This window comes from Acetobacter cerevisiae (genome assembly GCF_001580535.1).
Classification (GTDB): domain Bacteria; phylum Pseudomonadota; class Alphaproteobacteria; order Acetobacterales; family Acetobacteraceae; genus Acetobacter; species Acetobacter cerevisiae.
Genome location: NZ_LHZA01000124.1, coordinates 1 through 13,850, shown reverse-complemented (window position 1 = coordinate 13,850; position 13,850 = coordinate 1). Strand labels below are relative to the sequence as shown.

11 protein-coding genes are annotated in these 13,850 nt (G+C 58.2%); 6 read left to right on the top strand and 5 right to left on the bottom strand.

The genetic code is table 11. The features are described from left to right. Nucleotides 1-6 precede the first annotated feature (6 nt). Nucleotides 7-1,527 (bottom strand): alginate export family protein, encoded by a 1,521-nt coding sequence (locus AD928_RS04185; protein ID WP_062248533.1) that lies wholly within the window; start codon nucleotides 1,525-1,527, stop codon nucleotides 7-9. A gap of 634 nt (nucleotides 1,528-2,161) precedes the next feature. Here AD928_RS04185 and AD928_RS04180 point away from each other — a divergent pair. Further along, nucleotides 2,162-3,202 carry a sulfate ABC transporter substrate-binding protein gene (locus AD928_RS04180; RefSeq protein WP_062142410.1) on the top strand — a complete coding sequence of 347 codons (1,041 nt, stop codon included), beginning with the start codon at nucleotides 2,162-2,164 and terminating at the stop codon, nucleotides 3,200-3,202. 24 nt (nucleotides 3,203-3,226) lie between these two features. Here the strand turns inward: AD928_RS04180 and AD928_RS04175 are convergent, their stop codons facing one another. Then, nucleotides 3,227-4,534 (bottom strand): mechanosensitive ion channel family protein, encoded by a 1,308-nt coding sequence (locus tag AD928_RS04175; protein ID WP_062248529.1) that lies wholly within the window; start codon nucleotides 4,532-4,534, stop codon nucleotides 3,227-3,229. Nucleotides 4,535-4,690: 156 nt separating this feature from the next. Then, complete coding sequence (rapZ, locus tag AD928_RS04170) at nucleotides 4,691-5,674, bottom strand: RNase adapter RapZ (protein WP_062248512.1); 984 nt, start codon at nucleotides 5,672-5,674, stop codon at nucleotides 4,691-4,693. A 246-nt stretch (nucleotides 5,675-5,920) separates the two neighbouring features. On the opposite strand from rapZ, the gene AD928_RS04165 reads away from it, so the two are divergent. Continuing rightward, nucleotides 5,921-6,292 (top strand): Rid family hydrolase, encoded by a 372-nt coding sequence (locus AD928_RS04165; RefSeq protein ID WP_062142414.1) that lies wholly within the window; start codon nucleotides 5,921-5,923, stop codon nucleotides 6,290-6,292. A gap of 2 nt (nucleotides 6,293-6,294) precedes the next feature. Here AD928_RS04165 and AD928_RS04160 read toward each other — a convergent pair whose 3' ends face one another. Further along, nucleotides 6,295-8,073 carry an ATP-binding protein gene (locus AD928_RS04160; protein ID WP_062248510.1) on the bottom strand — a complete coding sequence of 593 codons (1,779 nt, stop codon included), beginning with the start codon at nucleotides 8,071-8,073 and terminating at the stop codon, nucleotides 6,295-6,297. 9 nt (nucleotides 8,074-8,082) lie between these two features. Next, complete coding sequence (locus tag AD928_RS04155; protein WP_043551284.1) at nucleotides 8,083-8,796, bottom strand: response regulator transcription factor; 714 nt, start codon at nucleotides 8,794-8,796, stop codon at nucleotides 8,083-8,085. A gap of 198 nt (nucleotides 8,797-8,994) precedes the next feature. Here AD928_RS04155 and AD928_RS04150 point away from each other — a divergent pair, with 198 nt between their 5' ends. The 4 genes from AD928_RS04150 (at nucleotide 8,995) to dapB (ending at nucleotide 13,812) form a co-directional block, all read left to right on the top strand. Continuing rightward, entirely contained in the window at nucleotides 8,995-9,594 is a 600-nt protein-coding gene (locus AD928_RS04150) for a nucleotide exchange factor GrpE (protein WP_062142417.1), read from the top strand. Between the two features lie 201 nt (nucleotides 9,595-9,795). Then, the gene (gene dnaK / locus AD928_RS04145) at nucleotides 9,796-11,709 is read left to right on the top strand and encodes a molecular chaperone DnaK (RefSeq protein ID WP_061492219.1); all 1,914 of its coding nucleotides are present in this window, start codon (nucleotides 9,796-9,798) and stop codon (nucleotides 11,707-11,709) included. Between the two features lie 153 nt (nucleotides 11,710-11,862). Continuing rightward, nucleotides 11,863-13,011, top strand: coding sequence for a molecular chaperone DnaJ (gene dnaJ / locus AD928_RS04140; protein ID WP_062248507.1), 1,149 nt, complete (start codon nucleotides 11,863-11,865; stop codon nucleotides 13,009-13,011). Nucleotides 13,012-13,017: 6 nt separating this feature from the next. Further along, the gene (gene dapB, locus AD928_RS04135) at nucleotides 13,018-13,812 is read left to right on the top strand and encodes a 4-hydroxy-tetrahydrodipicolinate reductase (RefSeq protein WP_062248505.1); all 795 of its coding nucleotides are present in this window, start codon (nucleotides 13,018-13,020) and stop codon (nucleotides 13,810-13,812) included. Nucleotides 13,813-13,850: the final 38 nt, after the last annotated feature.

Sequence of the window (13,850 nt, the reverse complement as noted above, 5' to 3'; positions counted from 1 at the left end):
TTTGGCTTAAAAGCGAAAAACGAAGTTGGACTGGTAATAGGTGCCGCTTGAGCCGCCAGCGCGGTTCAGTGCATTGGACGTCATGAAGCGCGAGACATACTGCGTCCAGGACAGATGGGTGTTGATCTGCCAGGCAAGAGACGCCTGTGGGGCCATCCCCACAAACTTACCCTTGAACTGATAAGGGAAGCTGTAAGACCCGGAAGATTTGTAAACAGGGTCATTCGGGCTGTAGCGCCAGAACAGCGGATATTTAACCTGAAAACTCAGAGATTTCAGGAATGTTGCCCGGATCAGAGGTGCTACGCTGATCAGGTTTGAACCTGTCATATACGTCGTGGTGTCCAGATAGTTTGTCTGCGGGTTGAAGGGCGAGATGTAGGTGCCAATCGCCCCGGACGTTTTGCGGGCATTGCCGCCGGAATATACATCCGTTTGTAATCCTGCGAACGTATGAAAGCGATCATTCGGAATACGGTAGCCCACCAGTGTATTCAGCGCATAGGCGTTCACATTCCGGGACTGATTGGTTTTGGCGTATTTGAAGACGCCGCCCTGCCAGATGCCGCCAAGAGAAAATTCAAACGGGCCGGCAATCCCATGCCAGCGCACACCAAAATTGTTGCGGGTATTGGACCCGTTCTGGCTGCCAGTGGCGGTGGCAATAGCCCCGGAGGAGCCGGAGAGTTTGTAGCCAACATAAAATACATCCAGAAAGGAATTGTATCTGTCGCCCATAAAGCGGCCATCGGGCGGGGCCCATGTCATGTTGAAACCATACAGGCGGGTATTATAGTTTTCCGTATCGTGGAACATTTTGTTCTGGCTGTCATTGGTCTGCACAAAATCCCAGCCATCAATGCGGATGCGGGGCCAGACCATGTAAGCCCGAAAGCCGTTCCATGAGAGCGGTACGTTGGGCGTTTCCCGGTTGTACAGCATGTAGGAGGGTGCATCCAGAAACTGCTGCCGCCCGAACATAAAGCCACTTTTGGCCCCCAGCATGGACCATTTGGTTTCAATAAAAGCCTGCTGGGCATCAAGCCGTTTGCGATAGGTTGTGCCGTAGCCATACCCGTTCCAGCCTGCGGCATCAGCATTGACAAGCTGACCGAACAGCCGGACGTGAGACCCCAGATGCAGATCCGCGCCATACAGGTTACGGACTGCAAAACGCCCGGAATCATTGTTGTGCTGCGTGCCGAGGTTTGGGCGGCTTTCAAACCAGTTTCTCAGGCGTGTTTCACCTGAAAAGCTGAGCCATATTGAGCCACTTTCATTCAGGGCAATATATTTGATCAGATCAAACGGATCTTTCCGTTTGGATTTGTCCCGCAGGCGGCTCCAGTCCTCCGCCCAGGGGGCAACACCATATTGGCCAACCGGACCAAAACCCGCAGCTTCACCATTGCCACGGTTAAACACGCCCCAGTCATATTGATGCCCGGAGACACGCCCCTGCACACCTGTTGTACGGACCGGCTGGCCGACGGGGTTGGCATGGGGATACAGCACCACAGGCGGCATGGGCGGAGGCAGCTGGCTGGCAGAGGGCGTGACCACAATCCGCTCACGGTCATGCGGCAGATAGACAGAGGCAGGCTTGCTCACGCTTTTCTGTGGGGTTGTGTGTGGTGTGGCAGGAGAAGCAGAATCTGTTCCCGGCTGCGCCATGGCACAGGACAGCGAAAGAGCGGAAGACGCCACAGCAGAGGCTAGCAGGAGGGCGCGAGGCAAGCCCGGTTTCCCGGCGAACGAAGCGTGAGAGCTGAGGCGAACCATGAGATTTTCCAAAGAGGAGCGGAAAGCCGGGATTATGAGGGGTTCATAAACACTAAACTAATTCGTATTTTGTGAATTAAACATAACACGATCTAAATCGCAATATAGAAAACGATAAAATATCGTATTAAATTTTTAGCCGAATGGAGAGAGGCTGATGCGTGTGTCCCTTTTGAAAAAAAAGAAATTCTTCAATTTTTCGTGGCAGGAGTTTGCTGGGCTATAAAGTGAAAAAGGCAAATTTAAAAAACGAAATAAAATGTATATTGCTGTCTGGAAAATTATCGCGCATGATATCGTGAATTAGGAATCTAAAGGGGCCGTGCCGTGAGTGCTTGTTTCGGTCAGGCGGGGTCTCTGGTAGTGTGGAGAGACTGACATGACCCATAAATCCCCCCTTCTATCCCGGCGCTCTTTTCTGGGTGCGACGTCTCTGGTGGGCGGGCTTGTTGCCGGGGGAGGGCTGTGGGCTTCCTCTTCCTCCGCAGCAAGTGCGCAACTGCTGAATGTCTCCTACGACCCGACACGAGAGCTGTATACCGAGATCAACCGTGCGTTTGCAGCCTTCTGGGCCAAGGCCCATCCGGGTGAGTCTGTGTTTGTCCGCACCTCCAATGGCGGGTCCGGTGCCCAGGCGCGGTCTGTGCTGGAAGGCGCTCCGGCGGATGTCGTCACGTTAGGGCTGGCTTACGATATTGATATTCTGGCGCAGCATGGCTTGCTGGCGGCCGACTGGCAGACACGCCTGCCGCATAACGCCACACCCTATACCAGCACGATTGTGTTTCTGGTGCGCAAGGGAAATCCCAGGAAAATTCAGGACTGGAGCGATCTGGTGCGGGATGACGTGAAAGTCGTGACTCCCAACCCGAAAACCTCTGGTGGCGCACGGTGGAATTATCTGGCCGCATGGGGCTGGGCGCTGAAGCAGCCGGGCGGGTCGGAAGAGACGGCGCGGGCGTATCTGAAAGCCTTGTTCAGCCACGTGCCCGTGCTGGATACTGGCGCGCGCGGGGCGACAAACAGCTTTGTGCAACGCGGTCTGGGCGATGTGCTGCTGGCATGGGAGGATGAAGCCCTGCTGGCCACAAAGGATATCGGGCCGGATCAGTTTGACCTCGTGGTGCCCAAACTCACCATTCTGGCAGAACCGCCGGTGGCTGTGGTGGACAGCAATGTTGCCAAACATGGCACGCAGGCTCAGGCACAGGCTTACGTGAACTTTCTGTTCTCACCCGAAGGGCAGCGGATTGGTGCGAAGCATTATTTCCGCCCGGTTGATGCCGCCGTTGCTGCGGAAAATACGGTGCGTTTCCCCAAGGTTGAAACATTCGATATCGCCAGTCTGGGTGGCTGGGCTGCCGTCCAGAAAAAGCATTTTAGTGAAGGCGGCGTGTTCGACCAGATTTCACAGGGCTAACACTAAGCCCGTTCTCTGCGGGGGTTATAAAGGCCTGAAAGCAGACGGCGGCGGAGGGGTCATGTCCGGCATGGCTCTCCCCGCTGGCGCGGTTGCGGAGGCCCATGCCGGGGGCGCGTTAAACGGGCCATAGGGCATGGCGCCCGGCGGGGACGTGGAGGAGAACGGAATAGGCGGCTGCTGTTCCCCCAGACCGACCGGAGCCAGCGCAAACCGATTGCGGGGCAGGGCTTCCGGGCATTCCTCACACATCCACTGAATGATTTTTTCCCGAATTTCACAGCGCAGATCCCAGCTGCGTATGGCTGTGCGGGCGCTAGCTGTGACGCGGATCATCATGGTCTGGTCGTTACAATCCGCGACCTGTGCGCTGAAGTCTTTGCCAGTCCATTGCGGGCAGGCGCGGACAATCTCTTCCAGTTTGGTGCGCAGGCGGTCCATGGGGGTGCGGTAATCCACATAGAGATAGACCGCGCCAATCAGTTCCGCAGAATTGTAGGTCCAGTTTTCAAACGGTGTATCCAGAAAGAAGGCGATGGGCACAATGCGCCGACGCCAGTCCCAGGACCGCAGAACAACATAGGTGGATGTAATTTCCTCCACCCAGGTCCAGTCGCCCTGAAAGGCGATGAGATCCCCCATCCGGATGGGCTGCGTCATGGCAATCTGCACACCCGCAAACAGGTTGGCCAGAATGGGGCGGGCCGCCAGACCGACAATCAGAGAGGCCGCGCCCGCCGAGGCAAACAGGCTCAGCCCATATTCCCGCACCGGCTCGAAGGTAATCAGTTCGGCGCTGACGGTCAGCATGCCGATCAGAATTTCTGCCGCTCGCCGCAGCAGCCGGACCTGTGTGGCGTGTTTGCGGGCCAGAATATCATCATCCTGATCCGCTTCCGCAAAGCGGGACAGATAGGCATCGGAGACCAGCCGGACCGTTACGACGGTGCCGTATCCCATCACCGCCACAAAAGTCATGAGCAGCAGGTGGGTTACGCTGTCCAGCAGGTCGCCATGCAGACCGCACGCCGGAAGAGCCAGCCCCATGGCCATGATAACGACAGTAAGCCGCACAGGCCGCCGGAGAGATTTGGTGAGGGAGCGGACAAACGCGCCCCGCCGCGCACCGGGAATGCGCATCAGAATACGGTCTGTCACCAGCCTGCTCAGCATGGCCGCCACCAGCCCGACAAGAAAAAGCACCAGTAGAGAGACGAGGGACGCAGGCAGCCAGCTTAACCAGCTTCGGAAAAAGGTGACCGCAGGGGTCAACTGGTTCTGAACCGTTCTGGCAAGCGGATCATGCGTCAGGGCCGTTTCTGAAATAGACATGAAAAGAGAAAAATTATCCTCAAATAAGACAATGAACAGCATCAGATTGCGCTTTCCCTTGTGGCAAAACGCATGACGGTCGGATGAGTTTAGCTGTGCGTGCCCGATGCTGCGGGACGCGGCCCCAAAGGCTGGCGCGCGGTGCGCCGGGGCGGATCAGGAAACCGGAGAGGCCGGTTCCGTGTTGGCGGCATCAGCGGGTTTGCGTGCCCACCGCCATGAACCCAGACCAAGCCGGGCAAGTTCCCGGTGCATGATCATGATGGGCCACTGGCCGGACCCCTGGTAATTTCCCATGCCATCTGGCGCGGAAAGCCGTTTGGCCAGAGCTTCCACCAGTGTCACTGACCGATGGCGACCGCCTGAACAGCCAATAGCAATGGTAGCATATTTTTTGCCTTCCTGCACAAAACGCGGCAGGACGAGCTGAAGCAGGCCGTGAATCTGGTTGAGGAACGGCAGATAATCGCTGTCTTCGGCCACGTAAGCAGCCACATCCGCATCCAGCCCGGTTTTGGGAGCCAGAGCCGGGTCGTAATGTGGATTTCTTAAAAAGCGCGCATCCAGCACAATATCCGCCTCACGCGGCAGGCCGGCCGGGTAGGCGAAGGACATCAGGGCGACCGTCAGCCCTTCACCCGCAGCGCCTTCCCACGGGCTGAAGCGGCTTTCCACAAACTGGCGCAGCTCAGGCGGGGGCATGTCGGAGGTATCAATCACCAGATCAGCCGCCGCACGGAGCGGGGCAGTCAGGGCGGTTTCTTCCTCAATGCCTTCTTTAATGCTGCCGTGCAGGGCCAGCGGATGGCGACGGCGCGTGGCAGTATAGCGGCGGAGCAGAACGCTTTCTTCCGCCGTGGCGTAAATCAGTTCCACCCGCAGATTTGGGTTCATACGCAGGCGCGCGAGCGCTTCCAGAACGGCGGAGGCATCAAACCCGCGGGTGCGGGAATCCACACCAATAGCAACGGGGCGTTCGGCGCGGGCGACAATATCATCCAGCATACCAAGCGGGGGGTTGTCGATCACCTCGTGATCAAGGTCTTCCAGAATGCGGAGAATGGAAGACTTTCCGGCACCAGACAGGCCAGAGACCAGCAGGATGCGGCGTGGGACAAGGGTATCATCCACCGTGCGCATTACAGCTGTTTCCCCTTCAGTGTCGTGACGCCTTCGGACCCGTCAGCGGCGTGAATAAAGCCTTTCCCTGACTTCCGAGGCCGTATTATGCTCCGGTCAGTCCTGACTGCGCAACACACAACAGCGCATGGATGCTGGCAGGTGTTGCAGAGCAAAACGGCTGGACTATACCAGATTTTAAGTTATTTGTTTGTTACGAAAGAGAAATTTGCCGTCCGTCGGGGCGCCGCAGTATGCTGTGAGGCCATGGGGAACACCGTTCAAAACAGTGCACATCACCTCTCTGGGTCGCACGCCAGAGTAGAGCGCATTTCCGGGGGGCTCAAAATCTCCGGTCTTTGTGCGCCGCATCCGGAAGGCGAGAGCATTGCGGAGCAATGTCGCACTGCTCTGGATGCTGGAGCGACTTTACTGGCCGATTATGGCTATTCCATGCAGGATGTGACGCGGGTGACCTATCTGGTCTCAGATACGCGGGATTTTCCGTCCTGTTTCCCCACCTTGCGGCATGTTTTTTCCGCCATTTCCCCATCTGTGACGCTGATGTGGGTGAAGAAATTTGCCAATCCCCACGTCAAGATCGAGTTTGAACTGGGCGTTGAACCGGGTCTGGTCTAAGTTCAGGCCATCACGCGGGGCAGGCGGACTGTAAAGCGTGCACCGGCAACGTGGCCTTGCGCATCATGCCGGTTTTCCACAGAAATTGTGCCATGCAGAGCATCCACAATCTGGCGGCTGATAGACAGGCCCAGACCGGAATGCTGGCCAAAATGCTCTTCCTTCGGACGTTCAGAATAAAAACGGTCAAAAATGGAATCGAGCTTGGCCTGAGGGATACCCGGCCCTTCATCAGAGACGGACAGCGCCACCATATTTCCCACCGGCACGGCCTCCAGCAGAATGCGGCCATTGGGGGGAGAGAAGGAAATAGCGTTCCCAATCAGATTGCGCAGCACCTGCACCAGACGATCTTCCACCGCCAGGACCCTGAGCGGATGCTCTGGTGAATCGCCTTCACTGTGCGTCAGGATAATCGGCTCACCCTCCTTGCGGGTGGCCTGATGGATTTCCGCCAGAACAGACAGGAGCGGCACAACTGAGATGGCCTCCGTCTGCGCGCGGGACATTTCGGCATCCAGTCGGCTGGCGTCGGAAATATCGGTAATCAGGCGGTCCAGACGCAGCACGTCATCATTGATAATGGTCAGTAGACGACGCTTCTGGTTGAGGTCTTCAATCCGCAGCAGGGTCTCAATGGCCGAGCGGATGGAGGAGAGCGGGTTTTTGATCTCGTGGCTGACATCCGCTGCAAAACGCTCAATGGCGTCCATCCGCTTCCACAACGCCTGCGCGCTGGCCTGAAGCGCACGGGCCAGATCCCCAATCTCATCCCGTCGTGCCAGCAGGCGGGCCGGCACGGTGCCGGTGCGGCCTGAAGACTCGCGCATGATCTGTGCCGACGCCGCCAGCCGCAGCAGCGGGCGGGCGATGGTGAGCGACAGATACCATGAGAGCAGAACGGTAATGACCAGCACCATCAGGAACAACGAGAGAATGGAAGAGCGGATGGCAAACAGCGCCCGGTCCACCTGAGAGGCAGCGCGGGTGAGCTGAATGATGCCAACCGTCCGGCCTTCATGAATCACCGGTTCAGCGACCGTGATAATTAGCCGATTATTCGCCGTGCGTCGGATATAGGGCGGTGCTTCCGGCGGAGGGCGGGAGAATGTGCCGTTGGCATCCGTGGGGCGGGCCGGGTCTGCCGGTATGTCCGCCTCATTGGTGTCCAGCGTAACAATGCTGGAACTGTGGCTGCTCCAGAGCCAGGTCAGAAGCCGTTCATACAAACCCGGTGGCGGGTGCAGGCGATGAAAAGGCGGCGGCTGATGTTCATCGGAATGGGCAGGGGGTGTGGCGCGCTGGGGGGCTGTTAGCTGGTCGGCCAGATTATCAGCCAGCAACTGGCCGTCCGGGCCAAACAGGCGGGCGTGGGCGTTCGGGCTGGGTTCGGTCAGCCGGAGCAGCAGGGGGCGGGCCAGAGCGGATTCAAGGGTGAACCCATCCGGTCCGGCACCGTGGGTATGATTGCTGCGCACGGCAATCTGCCCCAATGCGCCCGCATAAATGCGGGCCTGTTCCCGCAGGCCGGTGACTTCTGTTGCCAGCAGACTGTTCCGAAACTGGTTGAGGAACAGCATGGTGATAGCCAGCAGCACCAGCGGCAGCACATTGACCAGCATGATGCGCCGCATGAGCGGGGAGATCAGCCGGGTGCGGGAGGCCTCATAGGCGGCTGTAGCTTCCACGCCGCCCTTGCGGGGCGCCTGACCAGGAATGCGGATGCGCCGCAGCCCGGAGGACAGAGTGGAAGAGACAGACATGCGTTTCCGGCTGGTCATGCACCGGTCTCAGTCTTCTTTATAGCGGTAGCCAATGCCGTACAGCGTTTCAATCTGATTGAAATTGTCATCCACCTGCCGGAATTTTTTCCGTACCCGTTTGATGTGGCTGTCGATGGTGCGGTCATCCACATACACGGTGTCACCATAGGCGGCATCAATTAGCTGATCGCGTGATTTGACGAGGCCGGGACGCATGGCGAGCGTCTTGACCAGCAGGAATTCCGTGACCGTCAGCGGCACATCTTCCCCGTTCCACGTACATTTATGGCGCAGCTCATCCAGAGAAAGCGCGCCGCGCACCAGAGCGCCGCCAGCGGGTGCGCCGCTGGCTTCCGCACGGCTGGCCTCGTTCCGGCGCAGCAGGGCGCGGATGCGTTCCAGCAGCAGGCGTTGGGAGAAGGGCTTGGTAATATAGTCATCCGCGCCAAGGCGGAGGCCCATCAGCTGGTCCACTTCCTCATCTTTCGAGGAGAGGAAGATCACCGGCAGATGGGAGCGGGCCCGCAGGCGCTGCAACAGTTCCATGCCGTCCATACGGGGCATCTTGATGTCCAGCACGGCCAGATCAACCGGGTAGGCTGTCAGGCCCTGTAAGGCCGATTCGCCATCGGTATAGGTGCGGACGTGAAAGCCCTCCGCCTCCAGAGTCATCTGGACCGACGTCAGGATATTACGGTCGTCATCAACCAGAGCAATCGTCTGCTTGGTGCGGTCTGCCATGGTATGCGTTTTCCTTCCTCGCGGTCAGCGCAAGCCAGTCAGCATACGCGCATCCTCGCCCGTGCGCTATGGGCAACGGTTTCCAGTTTGTCCAATTTTTGAGCACGTTGCGGCGCGCTTGTAAAATTGGTTGCAAAATCAGCATGGCAGGCGTTGCGGGTCTTGTCGCGTCCCATCACGTTGCTTACTTCTTGAAGCATGACCCAAGATACAGATCCCACACAGGTTGAGACGCAGGCCGCACCGGCTGCGTCCGACCACGTCGCCCCGCCTCAGGACGCCGCCGAAGCCGGGGCAGAACAGGCAACCGAGCAGTCTCCCGTCGAGCAGCGCATTGCCGAGCTCGAGCAGGAAGCTGCCGAGATGAAGGAAAAGTGGCTGCGTTCTGAGGCTGAAAACCAGAACCTGCGCACCCGTGCCAAGCGCGATGTGGATGATGCCCGCCAGTATGCTGTGCAGAAATTTGCACGGGATGTGGTGGAAGCGGCTGAAAACATGCGCCGCGCGCTCTCCAGCCTGCCGCCTGCGCAGGAAGGTGAAGATACGGTCATCACCAAAATGCGTGAGGGGATTGAAAGCACCGAACGGTCCTTTATCTCCATTCTGGAACGGCATGGCATCAAGTGTGATGACCCGTCCGGCAAGGCGTTTGACGCCAACCTGCATCAGGCCATGGCGGAACAGCCCAGCGCTGAGCACGCACCGGGAACGGTCATGCAGGCCTGGACCCCGACATGGACGCTGCATGGCCGCCTGCTGAAGCCGGCCATGGTGGTGGTGGCTAAGGCCGGAGAATAAATCTGGCCGAGAGTGCCCCGGATACCGGGCGGGAGATGGAAAAAATTGTTTCCCGCCCGGTGTCTGGACCTTGAAAGAGGTTTTGGGGCACCATACATCAGACTTAACATTCATGGCCGGTTTTCAGCGTGAAAGCAGGCCGGAAGAGATAGGACCCCGTCCGGTGCTTCGGGCCAGACCGGGTCGCTTAAAGGAGCAGACATGAGTAAAGTTATTGGTATTGACCTGGGCACGACCAACTCCTGCGTTGCAGTGCGTGAAGGCAATGAAAACCGCGTTATTGAAAATAGCGAAGGTGCTCGCACCACCCCGTCCATGGTCGCTTTCACCGAAGGCGGTGAAATGCTGGTCGGGCAGGCGGCTAAACGTCAGGCTGTCACCAACCCGACGAACACGCTCTACGCAGTCAAGCGTCTGATTGGTCGCCGGTATGACGATCCGACGGTGCAGAAAGACAAGGAAATGGTCCCCTACGCCATTGTCAAAGGTGACAACGGCGATGCGTGGGTCGAGGCGCGCGGCAAAGGATATGCCCCCTCCCAGATTTCCGCTTTCGTGCTCGGCAAGATGAAAGAAACCGCTGAGGCTTACCTCGGTGAAAAAGTGACGCAGGCCGTTATTACGGTTCCGGCTTACTTTAACGATGCCCAGCGTCAGGCAACCAAAGACGCCGGTCGTATCGCTGGTCTTGAAGTCCTGCGTATCATCAACGAACCGACGGCTGCTGCCCTTGCCTATGGCATGGAAAAGAAAAGCGGCGGCACGGTGGCTGTGTATGACCTTGGTGGCGGCACGTTCGACGTTTCTGTTCTGGAAATCTCTGACGGCGTGATCGAAGTGAAATCCACGAACGGTGATACGTTCCTGGGTGGTGAAGACTTCGATAACCGCATCATCGGCTATCTGGCTGACGAGTTCAAACGTGAGCAGGGCATCGACCTGCGGTCTGACAAGCTGGCTCTGCAGCGCCTGAAGGAAGCTGCTGAAAAAGCGAAGATTGAACTGTCTTCCTCCAAGGAAACGGAAATCAACCTGCCGTTCATCACCGCAGACGCTTCCGGTCCGAAGCATCTGGTGCTGAAGCTGACCCGTGCTAAGCTGGAAAGCCTTGTTGATGACCTGATCCAGCGCACGCTGGAACCCTGTAAGGCCGCTCTGAAAGACGCTGGCGTGTCTGCTTCCGAAGTGGATGAAGTCATCCTTGTTGGTGGTATGACCCGTATGCCGAAGGTGATCGAAGCTGTTAAGCAGTTCTTCGGTAAAGACCCGGCCCGTAACGTGAACCCGGATGAAGTGGTCGCCATTGGTGCTGCTATTCAGGGTGCCGTTCTGAAGGGTGACGTGAAAGACGTTCTGCTTCTGGACGTAACGCCGCTGTCTCTAGGTATCGAAACGCTGGGTGGTGTGTTTACCCGTCTGATCGACCGGAACACGACGATCCCGACCAAGAAGAGCCAGACCTTCTCCACGGCGGAAGACAACCAGAACGCTGTGACCATTAAGGTCTATCAGGGCGAACGTGAAATGGCGGCTGATAACAAGCTGCTGGGGAACTTCGACCTGACGGGTATTGCCCCGGCTCCGCGTGGTGTGCCGCAGATTGAAGTGACGTTCGACATCGACGCCAACGGCATTGTGTCCGTGTCCGCTAAGGACAAGGCGACCGGTAAAGAACAGCAGATCAAGATCCAGGCTTCTGGTGGTCTGTCCGACAGCGACATCGACAAGATGGTGAAAGACGCTGAAGCGAATGCTGAAGCCGATAAAGCCAAGCGCGAACAGGTTGAAGTGCGGAATAACGCAGAAAGCCTCGTGCATCAGGTCGAAAAGTCTCTGACGGAAGCTGGCGACAAGGTTCCGGCTGCTGACAAGACGGAAGCTGAAAGCGCGATTGCCGCTGTCAAAACCGCTCTGGAAGGCACCGATGCCGAAGCCATCAAGACGGCCAGCGATCGTCTGACGCAGGCTGCCATGAAGGTGGGCGAAGCCGTATACAAGGCTGGTCAGGCTGGTGAAGGCGCGCCGGAAGGTGAAGCTGGTGCTGCTGGTGCCAAGCCGAACGACGAAAAGATCGTCGATGCGGACTTTGAAGACGTGAACGACAAAAAGTCCTGATCGGACGCTTTAACCCGCTGCCACCTTGCTTGACGCAGGGTGGTAACGGCTTTTTTCTCCGGCGTCCGCGCTTCCTGGAAGGCGGACGCCGTTTGTCATTTTCAGACATCTGCTGCGCTTTTGTAAAAGGCAGTTTCCTGCAAGAGGACTTCCATGGCCACCAAGATTGATTATTACGAAATTCTTGAAGTTAGCCGGACGGTTTCATCCGATGAACTCAAGAAGGCTTATCGTAAACTGGCCATGAAATATCACCCCGATCGTAACCCAGGGGATGAAGCTGCCGAAGCAAAGTTCAAGGAAATCAATCAGGCATATGATGTCCTGAAAGATGAGCAGAAGCGCGCAGCTTATGACCGCTTTGGTCATGCAGCCTTTGAAAACGGCGGCGGCGGTGGCCCCGGCGGCTTCGACTTCAACGGCTTTGGTGGCGGTGGTGGTCTGGGCGACATCTTCGAGCAGATGTTTGGCGACATGATGGGTGGCCGCCGTGGCGGTGGCCGTGCCCGCACGGGTAATGACATCCAGACTCATGTTGAAATCACGCTGGAAGAAGCCTTCTCCGGCGTGAAAAAAGACGTAAAAATCATCACACGCGTGGCGTGTGAGTCCTGCCATGGCACCGGGTCCAACGCTGGGGAAGCTGGCGTGGAAACCTGCCCGAGCTGCCATGGCGCGGGCAAGGTGCGGGCGCAGCAGGGCTTCTTTGTGGTGGAACGGCCTTGCCCGACCTGCCACGGGGCCGGACGCGTTGTGAAAGACCCCTGTAAGGTCTGCCATGGGGAAGGGACGGTCGAAAAAGAACGGACCCTCGCTGTGCAGATCCCCGCCGGTGTGGAAGACGGCACGCGTATCCGCATTACGGGCGAAGGCGAGTCTGGTGGTCAGGGTGTGCCTGCGGGTGATCTCTATGTGCATGTCTCTGTTTCAGAGCATGGGATTTTCCAGCGTGACGGCGCCAACGTTTATTGCCGCGTGCCGCTCCGTATGGGGCAGGCTGCTCTGGGCACGGAAATTGAAGTGCCGGTGATTGATGGCAACCGCGCCAAGGTGAAAATCCCCGCAGGCACGCAGACCGGAGCGCATTTCCGCCTGCGCGGCAAAGGCTTCTCCGTTCTGCGCTCCAGCGCGCGTGGCGATATGTATATTCAGGTGACGGTGGAAACGCCGCAGCATCTGAACAAACGCCAGAAAGAGCTGCTGGAAGAGTTTGAAAAAGAAGCCGGTGAGAACGTGAAGGGTAGCCCCGAACATACGGGCTTCTTTGCACGCGTTCGGGACTTTTTCGAAAATAAGGGCTGATCCGGCATGACAGATCAAGGGCTGCGTATCGGCATTGCCGGCATTACCGGGCGCGTAGGTCGTTTGCTGGTGGAAGAGGTGCAGGCTGCGGGTGCTGTGTTGGCAGGCGGCACTGTGCGCGATAAAGCGAAAGCGATCGGCCTGCCGGACGGGCTTGCTCTGTTTACGGACATGGCCGGTCTGGCAGCAGTGAGTGATGTGGTGATTGACTTCACCCATGCAGACACCGCTATCCCGCATGCGCAGGCTCTGGCGGACCACGATACGGCGTGGGTGCTGGGCACGACCGGGCTTTCCGAGGCGCAACAGGCGGCTGTCCTGAAGGCAGCGGAGACCATCGGGGTTGTGCATGCAGCCAATTTTTCGGCTGGCGTCACGCTGGTGCGTCGTCTGGCGCAGATGATGGGGCAGGCGCTCCCTGCCGAGTCTTATGATGCCGAGATTGTGGAAATGCACCACCGGCAGAAAGTCGATGCGCCGTCCGGCACCGCGCTGGCCATTGGTGAGGCCGTGGCAAAAGGCCGTGGCGTGGCGCTGACCGATGTGAAGGAGAGCGGGCGTGACGGCCATACCGGCCCGCGCAAGCCGGGCGCCATTGGGTTTGCAGCGCTTCGCGGCGGTCAGATTGTGGGAGAGCATGAGGTTCTGTTTACCTCTGCGGACGAGCAGATTACCCTGACCCATCGGGCGTTTGACCGGCGGGTGTTTGCCACGGGTGCGGTGCGGGCAGCCCTTTGGGTGCAGGACCGTCCGGCTGGATATTATGGGATGGAAGAGGTGCTCGGTCTGCCGCCTTGCTAAAGGCATTGCACTTTCCTAAGAAACAGCAGGTTCGGTGG